The following is a 20,180-nucleotide window of genomic DNA, read 5'->3' on the forward strand; positions in this document are numbered from 1 at the left end:
TTAAAACAACAAATTGATACGATAAGGAGACATTTCTGATGAAAGTCGTTACTTTTGGCGAACTGATGATCCGTCTGCAGCCCTACAACTACGAGCGCTTTGTCCAGGCTGACCACCTGGAATTCAGCTTCGGCGGCGGCGAGGCCAACGTTGCTGTTTCTCTGGCCAACTACGGCGCTGACGCCGTTTTTGTGACCAAGCTGCCCGCTCACGCCATTGGCCAGGCGGCTGTCAACAGCCTGCGCCGCTACGGTGTGGACACCTCCAAGATCGTCCGCGGCGGTGACCGTGTGGGCATCTACTTCAACGAGAAGGGCGCTTCCCAGCGCGGCTCTGTCTGCATCTACGACCGTGCACACTCCGCCATCCAGGAAGCTTCCACCGCTGACTTCGATTGGGATTCCATCTTCGAGGGCGTGGACTGGTTCCACTTCACCGGCATCACTCCGGCTCTGGGCCCCAATGTGGTCGACATCTGCCGCGAGGCCTGCAAGGCTGCCAAGGCTCATGGCGTCAAGATCAGCTGCGACCTGAACTACCGCGGCAAGCTGTGGACCCGTGAGGAAGCCCGCACTGCCATGACCGATCTGTGCCAGTACGTGGATGTCTGCATCTCCAACGAGGAGGACGCCAAGGACGTTTTCGGCATCGAGGCAGAGTCCACCGACATCTACGCCGGCGAGATCAACCGCGAAGGCTACAAGAGCGTTGCCAAGCAGCTGGCCGACAAGTTCGGCTTCGAGAAGGTGGCCATCACCCTGCGTGAGAGCCATTCCGCCTTTGACAACGGCTGGAGCGCCATGCTCTACGACGTTGCTTCCAACGAGTACTGCTTCAGCAAGAAGTACGACCTGCACATCATCGACCGCGTGGGCGGCGGCGACAGCTTCGGCGGCGGCCTGATCTATGGCCTGCTGTCCGGCAAGAGCACCCAGGCTGCTGTGGAGTTTGCAGTGGCTGCTTCCGCTCTCAAGCACTCCATCGAGGGCGACTACAACATGGTCACCGTCTCCGAGGTGGAGAAGCTGGCCGGCGGCGACGGTTCCGGCCGTATCCAGCGCTGATTTTTCTCTCAACTTTCCCGTTTACGGTTTACCTTCCAAAGAAGAAAGCGACGGTTCGTCCGTCGCTTTTTTCTTTGGCCGGTTGCCCCCTGTCCCGCTACTCTTTACAGCAGCTCCCCTTGACAAAGCCCCGTCCGCGCGGTACGCTGATAATATTCCGGGTCAGCCATATCTGACACAGTTTACTGTTCCCTGCAAGGAGGAATCATGCCTATGACGCATTCGTCCAGCCACCTGCGCATTATGATGCAATGCGCTCTCCTCGCGGCTCTGACCTCGGTCTGCAGCCAGATCGCCATCCCCACCCCCTGGGGAGTCCCCGTCAACCTGGCCCTGTTCTCGGTGTACATGGCAGGTACCATGCTGGGCCCGGTGGGCGGTTTTGTGAGCCAGCTGGTCTTTGTGGCACTGGCCGCCGTGGGTCTGCCGGTGCTGGCAGGCTTTGCGGGCGGTCCTGCCGCCATCTTCGGCGTGACCGGCGGCTACATCGTGGGATTCGTTCTAGCAGCTCTCGTTGTCGGCTTTCTGGCTGCCCATGGCAGACGCACGGTTCCCTTCCTCTGCCTGTACATGGTGGCAGGCTGCGCTGCCTGCTATCTGCTGGGTACCCTGTGGTACTCCGTCCTGTCCGGCAACGGCTTCCTGGCTTCGCTGGCCGTGTGCGTCCTTCCCTATCTTCCCTGCGATGTCTGCAAGATCCTGCTAGCCGCCGTGCTGACCCGCGCCCTCGACCGCCGGCTGTCCGTCATGAAAAAATAAACAGACCTTTTTGCCGCGCCGCAAGAGCACCGCTCCTGCGGCGTTTTGTGTCTCTTGTCAGCAATCCGGACGGATGATATAATGAGGGGGATTACAGCATTTCCCAGCAAAACAGCAAAGTTTCTGATATAGAGGGAGATTCTATGGCAAGCCGAAACAACAACACTTCACCCAAAAAGAAATCCGCCCGTGCGAAAACCGGCACCTCCATTTCCCGCCGGCTGTACGCCGTGACCGTATGCATTCTGTGTGTAGCAGCCCTGGTGCTCTGCCTGGTGGCTGCCGGTGCCATGACCGGTATCACCCCGCCTGGGCTGGGTTCCCTGCCCGGTTTTGGCCTTTCTCAGACGCCGGAGCAGGCTTCCCTGACGCCGGTGACTACTACCCTGACCATTCCCTCGGTACGTGAAACCAATATTCACGCCACCGTCACCGTGCCGGAGGAGGCAGACTCCGACACCGAGATGCCCCTTGTGGTCATGTGCCACGGCTTTACCGGCAACCGGGACGGCGACGGCCATTTCCAGCCCCTGGCCGACACCCTGGCCAAAAGCGGCATTGCCAGCATCCGGGTGGATTTTGCCGGCAATGGTGAGAGCGAGGAACCCTTTACCGCCTACACCCTCACCAGCATCTATGACGACATTGAATCCGCCATCTCCTACATGCGGGACAGCTATACCATCGGCAAGATCGGCCTGGTGGGGCACAGCATGGGCGGCCGGGCGGTCTCCCTCCACCTGAGCGACGCCATCACCGCCGCAGCCCTGTGGAGCCCCGCCAACGGCAACGGACTGGACGGCCTGGAGTTCATCGACCATTCTCCCGAAGGCCGGGAGCAGCTGCGGGCCGACGCCGCCGAGACCGGTGAATATACCATCTCCGGCTGGAGCACCCCCAGCAGCCCCGACTCGGTCACCATCAGCTCGGAGTTTGTGGAGGAGATGGACACCAGTCACCCCCTCAACTACATCCGGGATTATTCCGGCGCCCTGCTGGTGGCTTTTGCCGGCGGCGACCCCGACCTGCTGAGCCAGACCACCATCGACGATACCATGCAGGCGGCCAAGGACCGGGGCACCGATTTTGTCAGCCTGTACGGTCAGTTTGACGACGCCACCCACAATTACACGGCACAGTCCGGCGACGAGGCCGAAACCGCTGAGATCAGCGCCTCGCTGGAGGGACAGACCGCCGACTTCCTGATTGCCGCTCTGCTGCCTGACCAGGCCGACTGAGCCTGCCTGAAAGGACATACCATGAAACTGATTGCCGTAGATTATGGCGAGGCCCGCACCGGCCTGGCCGAATGCGATCCCGGTGAGCTGATCGTCACGCCGATCACGCCCCAGATCGAGGAGAAAAGCATGAACAAGGCCGCCCGGGCCGCCGCCGATGCTGCTCTGGCCCGGGGAGCCGGAGCTCTGGTGGTGGGTCTGCCCAAAAACATGGACGGCACCGAGGGTGCCCGCGCCGCCAAATGCCGCCGCTTTGCCGCCCGGGTGGCCGATGCTGCCGGGCTGCCGGTCATCCTGTGGGACGAGCGCCGCACCACCGTGTCGGCGGCGGCCATCCTGTCGGACAACGATGTGTTCGGCAAAAAGCGCAAGGACCGGCTGGATTCGGTGTCGGCGGCGGTTCTGCTGGAAAGTCATCTTGCCTGGCGGCGGCAGCATCCCGGCGAGAATCCCCCTGATGTGCTGATGCCTTCCGCTCCCGAAGCCCCCTCCGAATAATCGTACCTGCATTCATCCGCTCTGCCCTGCGGTGCCTGCCGCGAGGGACTCTATTTCTTTTGAAACCGGAGGTATTTTCCATGCCCAACGAGAATATTCCCCGCCATGTGGCGATCATTGTGGACGGCAACCGCCGCTGGGCCCGCCAGCGCATGATGCCCGCCAGCCTGGGCCACAAGGCCGGGTTTGACCGCCTGAAGGAGATCACCCGCTATGCCCTGGCCGAACGGGGCGTGGAGGTTTTGAGCCTCTATGTCTTTTCCACCGAGAACTTTGCCCGGGACCCCAAGGAAGTGGGCTACCTCATGGACCTGTTCTCCAACAACTTCCGCACCATCGCCGACGAGATGAACGAGCGCAACTGCAAGGTGTTGTTCAGCGGCCGTCGGGAAGGCCTGCAGCAGCGGGTCTGCGACGCCATGGATTACATGATGGACCTGACCAAAGACAACACCAAAGGCATCGTCAACTTCTGCCTCAACTACGGCGGCCACGCCGAGCTGACCGATGCAGTGCGGGCCATTGCCGGGGAGGTCAAGTCCGGCGCCCTGGACCCCGCCGTCATCGACGAAAAGACGGTGGAATCCCATCTCTACTGCCAGCTGCCCCCGGTGGATTTCCTCATCCGCACCAGCGGCGAACAGCGCATTTCCAACTTCCTGCTGTGGCAGGCCGCCTACGCCGAGTTCTACTTCACCCCGGTGCTCTTCCCCGATTTCGACAAGGGACAGTTTGACGCTGCTCTGGCGGAGTACGCCCGCCGTGACCGCCGTATGGGCGGAGATACCAAGAAAAAATAACACACTTCTGCGGCTGTGCATCTGGTCTGCATACCAAAGGCTCCCGTTTCTTTTCTGTGAATTGCCACAAGAAAAACGGGAGCCTTTTTGTTGCGGGAAACGTCATTGACGGGTTTGACGGCCGCGAGTTATAACAATTTTTATCAAATACATGTACATGCAATGGCGGCATGAGGAAGGGCTTTATGTTTCAGACCACACAGGCAATTTATGATGAACTCAGCCAGAACAGCGGCCGCTATCACATCGAGTTTATCAACGCCAGCGATAGCAACGATACCGCCGTCCGCGCCTTTGACCTTGTCACCGTCTCGCCAAACAAACGTGTCCAACTCCTGAAGGCACTCAATACGCTCAACTGCAAATACCGCTACGTCAAATTCACTCTCAACCAGGAAAACGGCATCAACCTCGAGTACGACTATCCCCTTTCCGGCAGCCACCCGGAAGAAAGTGCCCTGGAGATGGTGATCCGACTGAACAAGGTCGTGGACGATGCCTACCCGGAACTGATGCGCGCCCTGTGGAGCTGAGGTTCCTTTCCCCGGAATCTGGTCCCTGCTGTGGGGGCCCTGTTTTCCGGCCTCATCCCCCTATACATTTTTCCCCGGCTTTGCCGTACCATGGACAGGTACCCGCAAGGACGGGGATTTTTACAGGTTTCGATGCTATGACCTTTTCTTCCTTTTGGCACTTCTCTGGCGGAGTACGCGAGCCGTGCCTGCCGCATAGGCGGAAGTGCCAAAAAAGAACGGGCTGCTTTTTGTTAAAAAAATCCGGTTTCCTGTGCAGTTTTGCGTCGGAAGCTGGATTATTAAGTATTATTGACAGAATGTTCCAAATGAATTATAATAACTTTTATCGAATATCACAGTATCCGTTCTTTGATGCGATATGGAGGTAGTCATTATGTTCAAGGCTTCTCAAATGATTTACAATGCTTTGCGGCAGCACGATGGACTGAAGGTTTTTACGGAGGAGACGAATTCTACCAGCCGTGTCTGGCTGCAGTTCGGCATCAAGAACGGCGGCAGCTATCGCATTCAGTTCATCAGCACGGACAATGATTGCGATGTAGCTGTGCGTATCTTCGATCTGATCAGCGTCGATCCCCAGAAAGTCGGGAAGATCCTGGTCGTTATCAACGGGCTGAACTGCAAATATCGCTACGCCAAGTTCACCCTTACCAAGGACAACAATATCAATGTGGAGTATGATTTTCCCGTGTCGGGCAAGCACCCGGAAGAGAGCGCACTGGAGATGGTCATTCGCCTGAACAAGCTCGTGGACGACGCCTACCCCGAACTGATGCACGCCATGTGGAGCTGATCTCCCCTTTTCCCGGAATCTGTCTACTGCTGCAGAGAACCTGCGTTCCGTCCTTTTTCCTCATACAAATTTTCCCCCGGCTTTGCCATACCATGGACAGGTATCGTCAAAGCCGGGGGATTTTTATTTTTCAGTTTTCCGGTATTTTTTCCCTTTTGCCGCCCCACCCGGCGGCCAGCATCATGGGCACAAAAACGGCGGCAAGGGTGCCGAAAAGGTTCACCGCCCAGCGCCCCCTATCCACCAGCGAACACAGTCATCAGGACGTACATACAAAAGTGGCTCCGTCAAATTCTACTTCACACTTAGACCAGGTATTCGGGATTTCAACAGCCAGATATCCCAATGCCTTTCTCCCTGGCTGAAGAATCACTTGCGGATTGATGATATCCGATGACAAAGGATTATAACTGGTACCGTTTATTGTCACCGCAAGATTGCTGTATCCAAAGCTCGTCTGCTCAACCTGATAACCATCCACATAAATGGAGAAGTCACTTACCGTTTGGATCGTCTGCGCGTCATTGCTTATATTCTCAATGTCAAACACAAGAATCAGAAAAGTATTGCCGCTGGATGCTTCGTAGTAATAATATTGCCCGTCCTCTATACGATCCTTGTATCCGCCGTCCGTCAGTTTCACCTGAAACCGATCTGTGGTACAGACATCGCCAATCGTATACGTACCGGAACCGCTCTGCGACTCATTGCTTGCAGCCTCCGGTTCTTGATCTCCCGATGCCGGCTCCTGAGTATTGTTCGATGAAGCCGATGCTGAGTCAGACGCGGCAGGCGCAGGATCTGTGGATGCTGTCTGCCCACTGGAGCAGCCATATAGAGAAACCGCCAGAATCGCTGCCAACAGGATTCCTGCTTTCCTTACAGAATATCTCAATTTCATACCCTCCTCGTAGCTTTTCCCGCGAGCTCGTGTTTTAATATCAAAAGTATATCACTTTTATGTTTAATATTCAACATATATTAGATATATTTTTTAATTTCAATTTTCCTCATAATGTATATAGGTGGTGATAGTATGGATGAATTGAAGATTTCCAAAAAGACTGAAGCCGTTATGTTTACCATCCGCGTTGATCGCAGTTTATTGGAATTTTATGATAACCTGGCCAAGAAGACAAACCGTTCCCGAAATGAACTGATTGGCATGGCCCTTGAATTCGCCAAAGATAAAATCAAAGTAAAATCTGATGACTGACCTTTTGATATTCACATAATAAAAACACACCGTTGGCAGCGCGGAGGCAGTCCCTCCCCACTGGGACAGGTGATATCTCCCGAATCTCTGCCTCGGGATTCCCATTCAAACGGCAAAAAAAATTCCCGGTTTTCCGCAATGCAAAAGCACAGTGGAAAATCGGGATTTTTTTCATGTTTTGGTGTTATAGCGTTTTCTTCCTCTTGCCGCCCCACCAGGCAGCCAGCATCATGGGCACAAAAACGGCGGCAAGGGTGCCGAAAAGATTCACCCCCCAGCGCACGTTTCCCCCATAGGCAGGGACAAAGGCCGCCAGGGCGTAGTCCGCCCCCGGGAACACCAGGCTCCACACCAGCATGCTCCAGAATCCGCACCGCTTGATGGCCCGCCAGTTGCAGTTGGAAATGCGCATCCCCATAAGCTGTATGCGGAAAAAGCCGTTGTTGTAGCCCCGGATGATGTTCTCGTCGTAGTAGGCGGGCAGGGTCTCCTCGGTCATGGCCAGGGTGATGGCCAGCCCGCATCCCAGCAGTGCCATGGCCAGGGACCCGCCCTGCTCCAGGCTGGTCAGGACAAAGCGCTCCGGGCGGCCGCTGAGCAGATACAGCACAAAAAATTCGGCACAGATGGCCGCCGTCATGGCCAGCCAGCAGATCTGATACTTGCGGCGGGCGGCGCGCTCCTGTTCGGGGCGGCCGTGGGACAGCCGCAGGGAGTCGGATACCAGGCTTTCCACTTCCCCCAGCGGCAGGGCAGTCTCCGGAGGCAGAGCCTCCCCTCGCAGCAGCTCGGTCACCGTGGCATTCAGGGCATCGGCCAGCGGTTCCAGCAGTTCGATGTCGGGCAGGCTGTGCCCCCGCTCCCATTTGCTCACCGCCTTGTCGGACACATGGAGCTGTTCCGCCAGCTGGCGCTGGGTCAGGCCCCTGCTCCGCCGCCGAGCGGCAATAAACGCCCCCACCTTGCTCTTGTCCACCATGCTCCCGCATCCTTTCCCGGCGCTGCTGCCTGCGGCGTACTGGCCCGGCAGCTGTCCTTTCTCTGTATCCAGCATACCCCATCCCGTCCAAACACGCAACCGACCGGCAGTAGAATGGCGTTTTATCGTCTTTTTTCTCTTTCGTTTCGGCGCTTTCGGGCAGTAGCACACAAAAAGCAGCCGCCGCACCGGGTGTACCGATGCGGCGGCCGCCGCTGTTTCAATGATGCTTTCGCAGCTGGAAACAACAATTAGTTCAGCTCAGCGAAGTACTTGATGGTGCGGACCATCTGGCTGGTGTAGCTGTTCTCGTTGTCGTACCAGGAGACGACCTGAACCTGATAGGTGTCGTCGTCGATCTTGGTGACCATGGTCTGGGTGGCATCGAACAGGCTGCCGTAGCGCATGCCGATGACATCGGAAGAAACGATCTGGTCCTCATTGTAGCCGAAGCTCTCGGAAGCAGCAGCCTTCATAGCGGCGTTGATGCTCTCCTTGGTGACATCCTTGCCCTTGACAACGGCAACCAGGATGGTGGTGGAGCCGGTGGGAACGGGCACACGCTGAGCGGAGCCGATCAGCTTGCCGTTCAGCTCGGGGATGACCAGGCCGATGGCCTTGGCAGCGCCGGTGGAGTTGGGAACAATGTTCTGAGCACCAGCACGAGCGCGGCGCAGGTCGCCCTTGCGCTGCGGGCCGTCCAGGATCATCTGGTCGCCGGTGTAAGCATGAACGGTGGTCATGATGCCGGAGACGATGGGGTAGGTCTTGTTCAGGGTGTCGGCCATGGGAGCCAGGCAGTTGGTGGTGCAGGAAGCAGCAGAGATAACCTGATCCTCGGTGGTCAGGGTCTTCTCGTTGACGGAGTAGACGATGGTCTTCAGGTCATTGCCGGCAGGAGCAGAGATAACGACCTTCTTGGCGCCAGCAGCGATGTGAGCCATGCTCTTCTCCTTGCTGGTGTAGAAGCCGGTGCACTCCAGAACGACATCGACGCCCAGCTCGCCCCAGGGGCAATCCTTAGCGTCCTTGATGGCGTAGATCTTGATCTCCTTGCCATCGACGATGATGGAGTCGTCGGTGGAATCGACGGTGTGCTTGTTCTCGCCGATCTTGCCCAGGAAAGAGCCCTGAGCGGTATCATACTTCAGCAGATGCGCCAGCATCTTGGGGCTGGTCAGGTCGTTGATTGCGACGACCTCGTAGCCCTCCGCCTCGAACATCTGACGGAAAGCCAGACGGCCGATGCGGCCGAAACCATTGATAGCAACTTTGACAGCCATAGTTAAATCCTCCCAAGATTTTGTATTAAGGGGTTGCCCCCACCTCGCGGTGCCAAAACACCGCGCTACGGTACGTTATTATTGTATCCCATTACGACGCAAACTGCAAGGGGGACTGTTATTCTTTTAACGCAAATTTTCAAAAAAAATGTTCCAATTTTGCCTTTTAGCGTTCCGTCGCCGCTTTTGCCCTGCAAGGAAGTACGGCTAATCGGCGCGTCACTGCATACAATAAAGGAAGCGCGGCTTTCCCGTCCCCCTCGCAGCGGCAGAATTTCTTCTGCGCGCCCTGCCGGAAAGGCCGCAGCCCGCCGCCAAAGGAGATGAACCCATGCCGAACTTTTCCGCCCTGCGGGAGGCCCTTGCCGGTCAGGCGGCCCGCCGCAGCATCCGGGGTCTGCCGCCCGGCGCCGTGCTGCCCCGTCTGCGGCTGCTGACCACGGCGGAGCTGCTCTGCCCCGCACCGCCGCCTGCCTGTGCCGCCGACCTCCGGGCCGAGGTGGAGGCCGTCTGTCTGGCCGCCCAGAGGATGCTGCGCCGTCGGGACGGCTGGCTGCGCTTTGTCTGCGGGGCGGACGCCCTGCCGGTGCTGGCCCGCCCGGCTCTGGCCCAGGCGGCGGTGCTGGCCTGGCTGCGGGGCGCCCTGTTGGCCGGCGCGGAGGAGGTCAGTCTGGTTTGTGCCGGGCAGGGAGACGGGGTACGCCTTTCTCTGTCCGGAGGAGCCGACCCCCAGGGGGACGCCGCCGCCCTGCTGGAGCATCTGGCCCGGGAGGCAGGGGGCACGGCGCTGTTTCTGGCCCACGGCGCCTTCGGTGCGGCGCTGCGCCTGCCCCGGGCCGACGGCCTGCCCCTGCGCACTGCCCCCCGGGCGGAGGAACTGCTGGCCGACCGCTATGCCCTGCCCCGCCTCTATCTGGACGGCTTTTGCGCCGAGCCGGAACTGTGACCGCCGCTTGCTTCCCTCCTGCCGATATGGTACGATATTTTGAGAAGAATGCGCAGTTTGGCGCGGGACAGGAGGACGTTTCCCTTGATGATGCTTCGGTTGGACATGATGATCCGCAGGCTGATCCAGGCGGCCATCCTCATGCTGGTGGCCCTGGTCCTTCTGGTCGTCTACGGCAGGGGATTTCTGATGCTTCTTCAGGGCCCCGCCGACCTCTACACGCTGGATGCCCGGGAGCTGGAGGGCCGCTACGTGGCCGCCCGGGTGGACATCATCTACGACTGGTACGCCGAGAGCATCCGTCACGGAGATGAGACCGAGACCCCCGTCCGGAGGGAGTACGTCATCCCTGCGGGAAGCAGTGCCTTCATAGGGGCGGACATCCCTGCCGGGCAGTTTGACGATGCTCAGTCCGTGCTGGATGCCACCCTGGCGGCGCAGCAGGGACAGACCTTCCACCCCGACGGCGCCGAGGTGGTGATCCAGGGCACCATCCAGCCCATGGATGCACAGACCCGGGAATACTATTACCGCGTCATCGGGTACGACCAGCTCTCCCCGGAAGACCAGCAGCGCTTTCTGCCGCTGGTGCTGGTCACCGACAACATCGGCGGATATCCGGCCTCCTCCCTGACGCTGGGAGCCCTGGCCATCGCCGCCTTTGCCCTGCCCAGTATTTTTCTCCTGCTCAGCGCCCGCCTGAGCAAGGGACCGCGGCAGCCGGTGGCCTATCTGGCCGCTTTTCCGCCCGCCATGCAGGACCCCGCCCAGGAGTCGCTGGATGCCTTCTACGAGGAGTCGGAGCCCTGGAACGACTGTCTCCGGGCCGGGCCCGAATGGGTCGTCTGGGAAAACGGCGCAGCCAGCTGGATTCTGGCCTCCCGGGACATTGCCTGGGTCTACCGTCAGCCCGCCCCGCCGGGGGCAAGGCACAGCCGCATTGTGGTGTGCAGCAAGTCGGAGCCACGCAGCATGGCCCGGCATTTCATCCCCATCCGGACGCCGGAGGATGCCGCCCAGGTCCTGGAACTGCTCTATGCTGCTCTGCCGGGGGCCGTTTTCGGCTACGATCCCCGCTGGGAGCCTCTCTACCGCGCCGATCCCCAGCGCTTCTGCCGGGACATCCGGTCCGCCCAGGAGACGGCTTTTCCCTCCTCCGCCGCGCCCTTTGGGAACAGGCCCCACGCCCCACTCTACGATGCTGTGCGGGATGCCCCCGACATTTTCCCGCCCAAACCCGGCGCCGAACCCCAGCCCCTGGAGGAGCCCGCCCCGCCGCAGCCTGAACCCGAGACAACGCCCGGGACAGATTCCCAGGCTGCTCCCGAACCGGATGCCGCCGGACCTGCGGAAAGCGACGCCCCGTCCTCTCCCCCGGAACCGGCGGACACCCCCGACGCCCCCGCCGGGACCTGAACCCTTACACACAACACAAAACACCCCCATCCTCCGGTATCTGCCGGAAAGACGGGGGTGTTTGTCGTTTTTTGCGGGGGAAGAACTCAGTCCTCAATCACAATGCGGGTGATGACGGGCATCTTGACCGGCTTGTTCCAAGTCTCAGCGCCGTAGGTGGGCTGGGAGGCGATGGCGTCCAGCACCTCAAAGCCGCTGTCCATCTCGCCGAAGGCCGCATACCGGCCGTCCAGCTTGGGCGCGTCCTTATGGACCACAAAGAACTGGGTGCCCGCCGTGTCGAAATCATCGTCCCGGGCCATGGAGAGGGCTCCGCGGACATGCTTGAGGGGGTTGGGCACGCCGTTCTCGGCAAATTCCCCCTTGATGTGCCACTCACTGTCGGTCATGATGTCATTGTCCGGCGAACCGCCCTGAATGACATAACCCTCGACGATGCGGCACCAGCAAAGGCCGTCGTAAAAACCGCTGCGGGCGGTCTTGACAAAGTTTTCCACCGTAATGGGGGCGTACTCGGGATAGAGGGTGAACACCATCTGCCCGAAGCCCTCGGTCTCAATGATACAGCGCATCAGGACACGACCACATGCTTGAAGTAGAGGTTGGAGGAAGCAGTCATGTAGTAGCCGCTGATGTTGTCATGCATCAGGAAGGAGTTGGACTTGTAGTACAGAGGCAGGCAGCAGTAGTCGTTGGAGGCCAGGTCAGCAGCCTGCATGGTCAGCTCGGCAGCCTTGGCGGCATCGCTCTCCTGCATGACCTGCTCCACCAGAGCGTCATACTCGGCATTGGAGTAGAAGCTGTTGTTGCTGGAATCGCCGGTCTTGAACAGAGGCAGGAAGCTCATGGGGTTCAGGTAGTCGGCGCTCCAACCCATGGCGGCCACTTCGTAGTTGCCCTGCTGCACATCCTCATAGAAGATGGCCCAGTCGTTGGAGGAGACCTCAACATTGATGTTCAGGTTGTTCTTGAGCATCTCGGCCATGGCCTCGACGATCTTCTTGACGGTGTCGTCCTGATAGTAGGACAGCTTGAGGGTGGGGAAGCCTTCGCCGTTGGGGTAGCCGGCTTCGGCCAGAGCAGCCTGGGCAGCCTCCACGTCGGCGGTGGCGGACAGGCCGTAGTCGCTGCGGCCCTCGGTGATATCCTTGCCGTCCACACTGTAGCCGGGCGCCAGGAAGCTGTAAGCGGGGGTCGCGTCAACCTGGGCGACATTGTCGATCAGGGACTGACGGTCAACAGCCAGGCAGAGGGCCTTGCGGACCAGGGGGTTGTCGTAAGGGGCAACGGAGCAGTTGATGTTGTAGTAAACGGTGCCGTAGCTGGGGTAAACCTGGACACCGGCTTTCTCGGCCTTGAGGCGGGCGTAGTCGGAGGACGGGATGCTGATGATGCCGTCCACCTCGCCGGACTCATAGGCGGTCAGAGCGGTGGAGTTGTCCAGAATGTAACGGAAGGTCAGCTTGTCCAGGGTGACGTTGTCCGCATCCCAGTAGTTCTCGTTCTTTTCCAGGATAACGTTCTCGTTCAGGCTCATGCCGGTGACCTTGAAGGGGCCGTTGCAGACGTAGGTCTCGGGAGAGTTGGTCCAGGCGTCACCGTTTGCCTCGATGGTGGCCTGCTGGACGGGATCGTAGACCCACATGCTCAGCACGTCGATGAAGTAGGAGGTGGGCTGGATCAGGGTGATCTCCAGGGTCTGGTCGTCGATGGCCTTGACGCCCAGATCGTCGGCGGTGGCGGTGCCGTCATAGAACTCCTGGGCGTTCTTGATGTAGCCGGTGACCATGCTGACATACTGGGCAGCGGTGGCCGGGGTCAGAACACGCTGGATGGAGTAGACAAAGTCGTTGGCGGTGAGGGGGGTGCCGTCGCTCCACTTCAGGCCGTCGCGGAGGTGGAAGGTGTAAACCAGGCCGTCGTCGCTCACATCCCAGCTCTCGGCGCAGCCGCCGACCAGAGAACCGCTCTCGTCGTAGGTGACGAGTCCCTCAAAGCAGTTGATCAGCACGTACTGGGCAAAGGAGTTGTTGGTGACGCCGGGGTCGAGGCCGTCGGGAATGTTGTTCAGGACGAAGGTCATCTCCTGGGCACCGGCGGGGGCAGCCTCGGCGGTTGCCGCGGTGGAGGTGTCATCGGTGGAAGCCGACACGTCGGAGATGTTCTGGGGCTCGTTGGAGCTGCACGCGCTCAGCAGCGAGACGGCCAGTGCGCCCGCAAGCAGGGCGCTCAAGGCTTTCTTTTTCATGGTAATCTCTCCTCTTGTTTATTCTGTTATCCGCAAAACGCGGCGTAACCGATATGGGTGGTACGGCTGCGGTCAGTCGTACAGATGGCAGGCCACACAGTGGCCGGGAGCCGCTTCCTTCATCTCGGGCACCTGCTCGGAGCAGATGGGCTTGGCGTAGGGGCAGCGGGTGTGGAAGCGGCAGCCCTTGGGCGGGTGGACCGGGCTGGGCAGGTCACCGGCCACGCCGGTGTTCTCCCGGGTGCGGGCCACCTTGGGGTCGGCCACGGGGATGCAGGACAAAAGGCCCTTGGTGTAGGGGTGGAGGGGATTTTTGTAGATCTCCTCCGCCTCGCAGGTCTCCACCAGCTGGCCCAGGTACATGACGCCCACGTCATCCGAGACATAGCGCACCATGGACAGGTCGTGGGCGATGAAGAGGTAGGACAGGCCTTCCTCCTGCTGATAGTCCCGCAGCAGGTTGACCACCTGGGCCTGGATGGAAACGTCCAGCGCCGAGATGGGCTCGTCGCAGATGACCAGCTCCGGTTTGAGGACCAGCGCCCGGGCAATGCCCACGCGCTGACGCTGGCCGCCGGAGAATTCGTGGGCGTAGCGGCCCGCATGCTCCCGGGTCAGGCCCACGCGCTCCAGCATGGGGTAGACGTAGTCGTCGATCTCCTTCTTGTTCTTCACCACGTGATGGGCGATGAGGGGCTCGGCGATGATGTCCCGCACCGTCATGCGGGCGTTGAGGGAGGCGTAGGGGTCCTGGAAGATCATCTGCATCTTGCGGCGAATGGGCTGCAGCTGGCGGGCGGACAGGGTGGTGATGTCCTGGCCGTCCAGAATGATCTTGCCGGAGGTGGGGTCATAGATGCGGATAATGGTGCGGGCGCAGCTGCTCTTGCCGCAGCCGGACTCCCCCACCAGGCCGAAGGTCCGGCCCTTGCGCAGGGTGAAGCTCACATCGTCCACCGCGTGGACGACGCTGCGCTTGCCTGCGGGAAAATGTTTGGTCAGGTGCTCCACCTGAAGGATGGGCTGTTCCATCACTTTGCCTCCTTTTCTGCCGCGGCAAGCTTGCCGTAGAGCGGGTTGCCCTCCGCCGGGGCATCGGGCTGGAGCAGCCAGCACATGGCCCGGTGGCCGCCCGCCTGCACATAGGGCGGGCATTCCGCCGCGCAGATGTTGCGGGCGTAGGGGCAGCGGGGGGCAAAGGGACAGCCCTTGGGCGGGTTGGTCATGTCCGGCGGGCTGCCGGGAATGGACTGCAGCCGCTCGGCCTTGTCCTTGTTGATGCCGGGAATGGAGGCCAGCAGCCCCAGGGTATAGGGGTGCAGGGGGTGCTCGAAGATCTCGTCGATGCCCGCTTCCTCCATGACCAGGCCGCCGTACATGACGACCACCCGGTCACACAGTTCCGCCACCACGCCCAGATCATGGGTGATGAAGATGATGCTGGTGTCGTACTGCTTCTGCAGCGTGCGCAGCTGCTTGAGGATCTGGTCCTGGATGGTCACATCCAGGGCAGTGGTGGGCTCGTCGGCGATGAGCAGGTCGGGATGGTTGGCCAGGGCCATGGCGATCATGACGCGCTGGCGCATACCGCCGGAAAATTCATGGGGATAGGATTTGAGCCGCTTTTCCGGCTCAGGGATACGCACCTGTTCAAACAGTTCCAGGGTGCGCTGTTTCAGCTCCTCTGGCTTGAGCTCGGGGTGATGGATCTTCATCATTTCCTCCACCTGCCTGCCCACCGGGATCAGCGGGTTGAGGGAGGACATGGGGTCCTGGAAGATCATGGCGATCTTCTGGCCCCGGATGGCGCGCATCTCCTTTTCGTTGCACTTGGTCAGGTCCTTGCCCTCAAACTGGATGGAGCCTTCTTTGATGCGGGCGGTGTCAGCCAGCAGGCGCAGGATGGTCATGGAGGTGACGCTCTTGCCGCTGCCGGACTCGCCCACGATGCCCAGGATCTCGCCCTTATGTACGGTGAAGCTGACGCCCCGCACCGCCTGGACCTCGCCCGACGAGGTCATGAAGGAGGTTTTGAGGCCCTCGACCTTGAGAATTTCTTCCATTGTCCGTGAGCCTCCTTATTTCTTGAGTTTGGGGTCCAGCGCATCCCGCAGGCCGTCGCCCACAAAGTTGAAGGCGAACATAATGGCGCAGATCATCAGCGCGGGGACGAAGAGTTCATGGGGGCTGGTGCGCAGGTTGGCGGAAGCGTCGTTGCACATGGTGCCCAGGCTGGCCAGGGGCGGCTGCAGGCCGATGCCCAGATAGCCCAGGAAGGCTTCCATAAAGATGGCCGAGGGGATCAGCATGGTCAGGGTCACCAGGATGGAGCCCATGGCGTTGGGGATGAGATGCTGGAGCAGGATGGTTTTGGGGGAGGAGCCGATGGTCTTGGCAGCCAGGACGAACTCCTGCTGTTTGAGGCTCAGCACCTGGCCGCGGACGACGCGGGCCATGTCCACCCAGTAGACGCTGCCCAGAGCCACGATGATGCTCTGGATGCCGTCGCCCATGACCTGCATGATGAGGATGACGTAAAGGGTCAGGGGAATGGTGGAGATGATGTCCACGATACGCATCATGACGGTATCCACCATGCCGCCCACATAGCCGGACACGCCGCCGTACAGGATGCCGATGACCATGTTGACGAGAGCGGCCACAAAGGCCACCACCAGGGAAATGCGGGTGCCGTACATCAGGCGGGTGAGGATATCACGGCCCAGGGCGTCGGTACCCAGCAGGTAGGAGGTGTTCCACAGGGTCTTGGTGGGATAAATGTTGCCGGTGGCTTCATCGGCCACCACGTAAGGGCTGCCGCCGTAGTATAGCGCAACTTCCTTGCCGTTTGACTCGAAAATGGTCATGGACTTGTCCGATTCTTCCCGGACGCGGGTCAGCTGGCTGCCCACCTTGCCGTCGGCGCCCACCGTGATGATGCGCAGCGACTGGGTGATGTACAGGTACTCCCCGGAGGGTCCCACATAGACCTTCATGACGGGGGGAATGTTGACCATTTCCAGGTTCTGCACCGCATAGTCGTAGGGGGTGAACAGCGGCCCCAGCAGCGAAAACAGGATCAGCACCGCGATGATGACAAATCCCGCAATGGCGGTGGGTTTGTGCCGGAACCGGAACCATACGTCCCCCGCAAAGGTTCGGCTTTTGGACCAGATCTTTTCCCGGTCCGCATCGGACGCCTGCAGCGGCGCCCACTTGTTCTGTTGTGTCAGTTCTGCCATGAATGCTTTCCCTCCCCTGTCTGTCAGGACTCAAACTTGATGCGCGGATCGATCATGCAGTAGAACACATCGACCAGCAGCACCATGGCCATCAAAAAGGCTGCGTAAAAAATCGTCACGCCCATGATGGTGGTGTAGTCGCGCTGGGATACGCTGTTGACAAAATAGTAGCCCAGGCCGGGGATGGCGAAGATCTTTTCCACAACAAAGCTTCCGGTCAGAAGGCCTGCGATGGTGGGGCCCAGCACCGTGATGACGGGGATCAGGGCATTGCGCAGAGCGTGACGGGTGACCACGGCGAACTCGGTCAGGCCCTTGGCCCGGGCGGTGCGGATGTAATCCTGTCCCATGACCTCCAGCAGGCTGGACCGCATGAGGCGGGCCAGATAGCTGATGGAGTAGCCGCCCATGGCAATGACGGGCAGGATGTAGCTCTGCCAGTTGTCCAGGCCGTAGGTGGGCAGCCAGTTGAGCTTGTAGGAGAAGGCGTAGATCAAAAGTGACGCAATGACAAAGGACGGGATGGTCACGCCGATGGTGGCCAGCGCCATGAGCATCATGTCCTGCCATTTGCCGTTTTTCAGCGCCGCCAGAATGCCCATGGGGATGGCGGCGATGAGCACAAAGATGACGGTGACGCCGCCCAGCCGGGCCGACACCGGCGCGCCCGAGGCAATGAACTCATTGACCGTCTGGCCGGTGTACTTGTAGGAGGGGCCGAAATCGCCGTGAAGGATACCGCCCAGGTAGGAGAAGAACTGGACGTAGTAGGGCTGGTCCAGTCCGAACTTTTCCTCCATGGCGGCGATGACTTCCTCCGGAACGCCCTTGGTGTTGGTAAACGGGCCGCCCGGCACTGCGTGCATGATGATGAAGGTAAACAGGATGATCATAAACATGGCGATCAGCATCATGCCCAGACGTTTCAAGATAAATTTGACCATAAGAAACAGGTTCCCCCTCCTCTTTTCTGGATACGGCGCGCGCCGGAAAAGTCCTTTGCCGGGCCTTTCCGCCGGGTCCGGCGTCGCACACCGCCCGCCGCACCGGATAAGAAAAGGCGCAACAGTGAATGGGTCACCTTTGCGCTTTCGTGTATTATACTACATCAAAACACAGTTGTCACCCAATTCAATACACTTTCGTGTTCAAAACTGCCTTTTGCCCAACTTTCAACCGTTTTTTGCCATTTACTTTTGTGAATTAATACCCATATTTCGGCACAAACTCCTGTTTTTACGGTTCAAATTTGTCTGTAACAAAAATACACACCACAGGCAGCCCGCTGAAAAAGCAGCCTGCGTGCCGAATATCATTGTATATTTTTGCATCATTATCTGCTTTTTGCTGCATAGTGATGCATGTTTATCCACGTGTTTCCAATCCGCGTACAGATCATTTGATTTTGTGCATTAAAGTGTCAAAAAACGCCCGGACGGGGCGTAAAATCCCTGTCCGGGCGATCATCGCCGGGTTGGATGTATTCCATTGGCAGACACCGCCCTCTGCGGCAGTCAGCGGGCGGGGGCGCTCTCTTCCACCCGGTTGATGAGCAGGTGATCCCCTGCCTGGAGCCGGGTACTGCCGTCGGGGATGAAGCAGTGATGTCCCCGGCGGATCAGCACAATGAGGGAGCCGGGACGGCCGGGCAGATCGGCCAGGGTGGCGCCGGGGGTCAGCTCGTCGGCCTCCACAACGCGCTCGGTCAGGCAGAAGTCGGTGCCGCCGTGCCGTTCCAGGGCGCACATGACCAGCAGGTCCCCCGCCTGCAGGCAGGTATCTCCCTGGGGGACCATCTGACGTTCTCCCCGCCGCAGGCTGACCAGAATGGTGCCCGGGGGCAGTTCAAGCTGGGATACCTTCCGCCCGCACCAGGGATGGTCCGCCTCCACCTCCAGCTGGACGAAATTGACAGGCGTCTCGTCCACATAGTCGGTGAAGGTCTTGAGGACGTTGCCGCCCGCATCGATCATGTCCAGCCTGCGGGCCACGGCGGGCAGCAGCGACCCCTGCAGGGCAATGGAGAACAGTACCACCACAAAGGCAATGTGGAAGAGGTCGTTCTCCATGACGACGGGGCTCTGCACCGCCACAATGGCAAAGACGATGGAGGCCGCTCCCCGCAGTCCCGAGAAGGAGACCAGCACCCGCCGGGCCACGCTGCCCCCAAAGGGAGTCATGAGGGCAAAGACCGCCGCCGGCCGGGCCACAAAGGCCAGAAAGAGGGCGATGGCCAGCCCCGGCAGCAGCACCGCCGCCATACGGGAGGGGAAGGCCAGCAGCCCCAGCAGGAAGAACAGTACCGCCTGCATGTTGCCGGTGACGCCGTCAAAGAAGGGCACCAGGGTGGTGCGGGAGGGCAGGCTGCTGTTGCCCAGAATGATGCCTGTAATGTAGACGCTCAGGAAACCGTTGCCGCCCAGCATGGTGGGGGCGGCGTAGGCCAGCAGGGCAGCCCCCACCATGAACAGCGTCTCCATGCCCGAGGCGTCGGGCCAGTAGCGGCGCATGAGCCAGCGCACCCCGAACCCGATGCCGAAACCGAAGGCCAGCCCCAGCAGAAGCTGTCCGGCCAGCAGCAGGATGACCCCGCCCGCCGTGACGCCGGTCTCCATAGCGGAGAGGATCACCACCGTCAGCATGTAGGCGAAGGGGTCGTTGGAGCCGCTCTCCACCTCCAGCAGGGGGGCGGTGTTTTCCTTGAGGGCCAGGCGGCGGGAACGCAGGATGGAAAAGACCGAGGCCGCGTCGGTGGAGCCCAGCACCGCCCCGCAGAGCAGGCCTTCCAGCAAGGGCATGCCCAGCACAAAGCAGCAGAACAGCCCGGTGAGCAGGGCGGTGAGAACGGTGCCTGCGCTGGACAGCACCACCGACAGGGCAGCCACCGGGCGGGCGGCCTTCCAGTTGGTGCCGAAGCCGCCGTAGAACATGATGAACACCAGCGCCACGGAACTGATCTGCTCGGCAAAGGCGTAGTCCTCAAAGGGGATTTTGAACAGGCCGTCGGAACCGAACAGCATGCCCAGCAGAATGAACATGAGCAGGGACGGGATGCCCAGCCGGCCGGACACTTTTTTGAGCAGCGAACAGGCCAGCAGCACCACCGAGACCAGCAGCAGAATGGATGTCAGGGCAGATCTCTCCTTTCCTGGGCGGATACAA

At 60.1% G+C, this 20,180-nt stretch carries 20 protein-coding genes; 10 read left to right on the top strand and 10 right to left on the bottom strand.

Features of this window, described 5'->3' with window-relative positions; genetic code table 11:
* The first annotated feature begins 38 nt into the window (after positions 1-38).
* From INF35_RS11990 to INF35_RS12020, 7 genes are all read left to right on the top strand, one after another.
* Entirely contained in the window at positions 39-1,064 is a 1,026-nt protein-coding gene (locus INF35_RS11990; RefSeq protein WP_193502740.1) for a sugar kinase, read from the top strand.
* Positions 1,065-1,277: 213 nt separating this feature from the next.
* Positions 1,278-1,823 (top strand): biotin transporter BioY, encoded by a 546-nt coding sequence (locus INF35_RS11995; protein WP_193502742.1) that lies wholly within the window; start codon positions 1,278-1,280, stop codon positions 1,821-1,823.
* Between the two features lie 143 nt (positions 1,824-1,966).
* Positions 1,967-3,061, top strand: a complete 1,095-nt coding sequence (locus INF35_RS12000; RefSeq protein ID WP_193502744.1) for an alpha/beta hydrolase family protein — start codon at positions 1,967-1,969, stop codon at positions 3,059-3,061.
* Positions 3,062-3,082: 21 nt separating this feature from the next.
* Positions 3,083-3,559: a Holliday junction resolvase RuvX gene (ruvX, locus tag INF35_RS12005; protein ID WP_193502746.1), complete on the top strand. Its 477-nt coding sequence runs from the start codon at positions 3,083-3,085 to the stop codon at positions 3,557-3,559.
* Between the two features lie 80 nt (positions 3,560-3,639).
* A complete protein-coding gene (uppS, locus tag INF35_RS12010; protein ID WP_193502748.1) occupies positions 3,640-4,359 on the top strand; it encodes a polyprenyl diphosphate synthase in 720 nt (239 codons plus the stop codon).
* Between the two features lie 185 nt (positions 4,360-4,544).
* Positions 4,545-4,892, top strand: coding sequence for a YbjN domain-containing protein (locus INF35_RS12015; RefSeq protein WP_193502750.1), 348 nt, complete (start codon positions 4,545-4,547; stop codon positions 4,890-4,892).
* Between the two features lie 376 nt (positions 4,893-5,268).
* Positions 5,269-5,688 (top strand): YbjN domain-containing protein, encoded by a 420-nt coding sequence (locus tag INF35_RS12020; protein ID WP_193502752.1) that lies wholly within the window; start codon positions 5,269-5,271, stop codon positions 5,686-5,688.
* A 259-nt stretch (positions 5,689-5,947) separates the two neighbouring features.
* Here the strand turns inward: INF35_RS12020 and INF35_RS12025 are convergent, their stop codons facing one another.
* The gene (locus tag INF35_RS12025) at positions 5,948-6,583 is read right to left on the bottom strand and encodes a DUF5067 domain-containing protein (protein ID WP_193502754.1); all 636 of its coding nucleotides are present in this window, start codon (positions 6,581-6,583) and stop codon (positions 5,948-5,950) included.
* Positions 6,584-6,724: 141 nt separating this feature from the next.
* Here INF35_RS12025 and INF35_RS12030 point away from each other — a divergent pair, with 141 nt between their 5' ends.
* On the top strand, positions 6,725-6,904 hold the full coding sequence (locus INF35_RS12030) for a ribbon-helix-helix domain-containing protein (RefSeq protein ID WP_235983217.1): 180 nt from the start codon (positions 6,725-6,727) through the stop codon (positions 6,902-6,904).
* Between the two features lie 184 nt (positions 6,905-7,088).
* Here INF35_RS12030 and INF35_RS12035 read toward each other — a convergent pair whose 3' ends face one another.
* Together INF35_RS12035 and gap are read right to left on the bottom strand one after the other, a co-directional pair.
* On the bottom strand, positions 7,089-7,958 hold the full coding sequence (locus INF35_RS12035; protein WP_193502758.1) for a helix-turn-helix domain-containing protein: 870 nt from the start codon (positions 7,956-7,958) through the stop codon (positions 7,089-7,091).
* 176 nt (positions 7,959-8,134) lie between these two features.
* On the bottom strand, positions 8,135-9,166 hold the full coding sequence (gene gap / locus INF35_RS12040) for a type I glyceraldehyde-3-phosphate dehydrogenase (protein ID WP_193502760.1): 1,032 nt from the start codon (positions 9,164-9,166) through the stop codon (positions 8,135-8,137).
* A 331-nt stretch (positions 9,167-9,497) separates the two neighbouring features.
* On the opposite strand from gap, the gene INF35_RS12045 reads away from it, so the two are divergent.
* Together INF35_RS12045 and INF35_RS12050 are read left to right on the top strand one after the other, a co-directional pair.
* Positions 9,498-10,112: a hypothetical protein gene (locus INF35_RS12045; protein ID WP_193502762.1), complete on the top strand. Its 615-nt coding sequence runs from the start codon at positions 9,498-9,500 to the stop codon at positions 10,110-10,112.
* 87 nt (positions 10,113-10,199) lie between these two features.
* Positions 10,200-11,528 carry a DUF6709 family protein gene (locus tag INF35_RS12050; RefSeq protein ID WP_193502764.1) on the top strand — a complete coding sequence of 443 codons (1,329 nt, stop codon included), beginning with the start codon at positions 10,200-10,202 and terminating at the stop codon, positions 11,526-11,528.
* A gap of 86 nt (positions 11,529-11,614) precedes the next feature.
* Here INF35_RS12050 and INF35_RS12055 read toward each other — a convergent pair whose 3' ends face one another.
* From INF35_RS12055 to INF35_RS12085, 7 genes are all read right to left on the bottom strand, one after another.
* Entirely contained in the window at positions 11,615-12,100 is a 486-nt protein-coding gene (locus tag INF35_RS12055) for a peptidylprolyl isomerase (RefSeq protein ID WP_193502766.1), read from the bottom strand.
* Complete coding sequence (locus tag INF35_RS12060) at positions 12,100-13,776, bottom strand: peptide ABC transporter substrate-binding protein (protein WP_193502768.1); 1,677 nt, start codon at positions 13,774-13,776, stop codon at positions 12,100-12,102. The genes INF35_RS12055 and INF35_RS12060 overlap by 1 nt, the downstream gene beginning before the upstream one ends.
* Before the next feature lie 72 nt (positions 13,777-13,848).
* The gene (locus INF35_RS12065) at positions 13,849-14,808 is read right to left on the bottom strand and encodes an ABC transporter ATP-binding protein (protein WP_193502770.1); all 960 of its coding nucleotides are present in this window, start codon (positions 14,806-14,808) and stop codon (positions 13,849-13,851) included.
* Positions 14,808-15,839, bottom strand: a complete 1,032-nt coding sequence (locus INF35_RS12070) for an ABC transporter ATP-binding protein (protein ID WP_193502772.1) — start codon at positions 15,837-15,839, stop codon at positions 14,808-14,810. The genes INF35_RS12065 and INF35_RS12070 overlap by 1 nt, the downstream gene beginning before the upstream one ends.
* Positions 15,840-15,854: 15 nt before the next feature.
* Entirely contained in the window at positions 15,855-17,018 is a 1,164-nt protein-coding gene (locus INF35_RS12075; RefSeq protein ID WP_193502774.1) for an ABC transporter permease, read from the bottom strand.
* 23 nt (positions 17,019-17,041) lie between these two features.
* Complete coding sequence (locus INF35_RS12080; RefSeq protein ID WP_193502776.1) at positions 17,042-17,962, bottom strand: ABC transporter permease; 921 nt, start codon at positions 17,960-17,962, stop codon at positions 17,042-17,044.
* Positions 17,963-18,532: 570 nt separating this feature from the next.
* Complete coding sequence (locus INF35_RS12085; RefSeq protein ID WP_328740897.1) at positions 18,533-20,176, bottom strand: potassium/proton antiporter; 1,644 nt, start codon at positions 20,174-20,176, stop codon at positions 18,533-18,535.
* Positions 20,177-20,180 lie beyond the last annotated feature (4 nt).

It is taken from the genome of Gemmiger gallinarum (assembly GCF_014982805.1).
In the GTDB taxonomy this organism is placed as follows: Bacteria; Bacillota; Clostridia; order Oscillospirales; family Ruminococcaceae; genus Gemmiger; species Gemmiger gallinarum.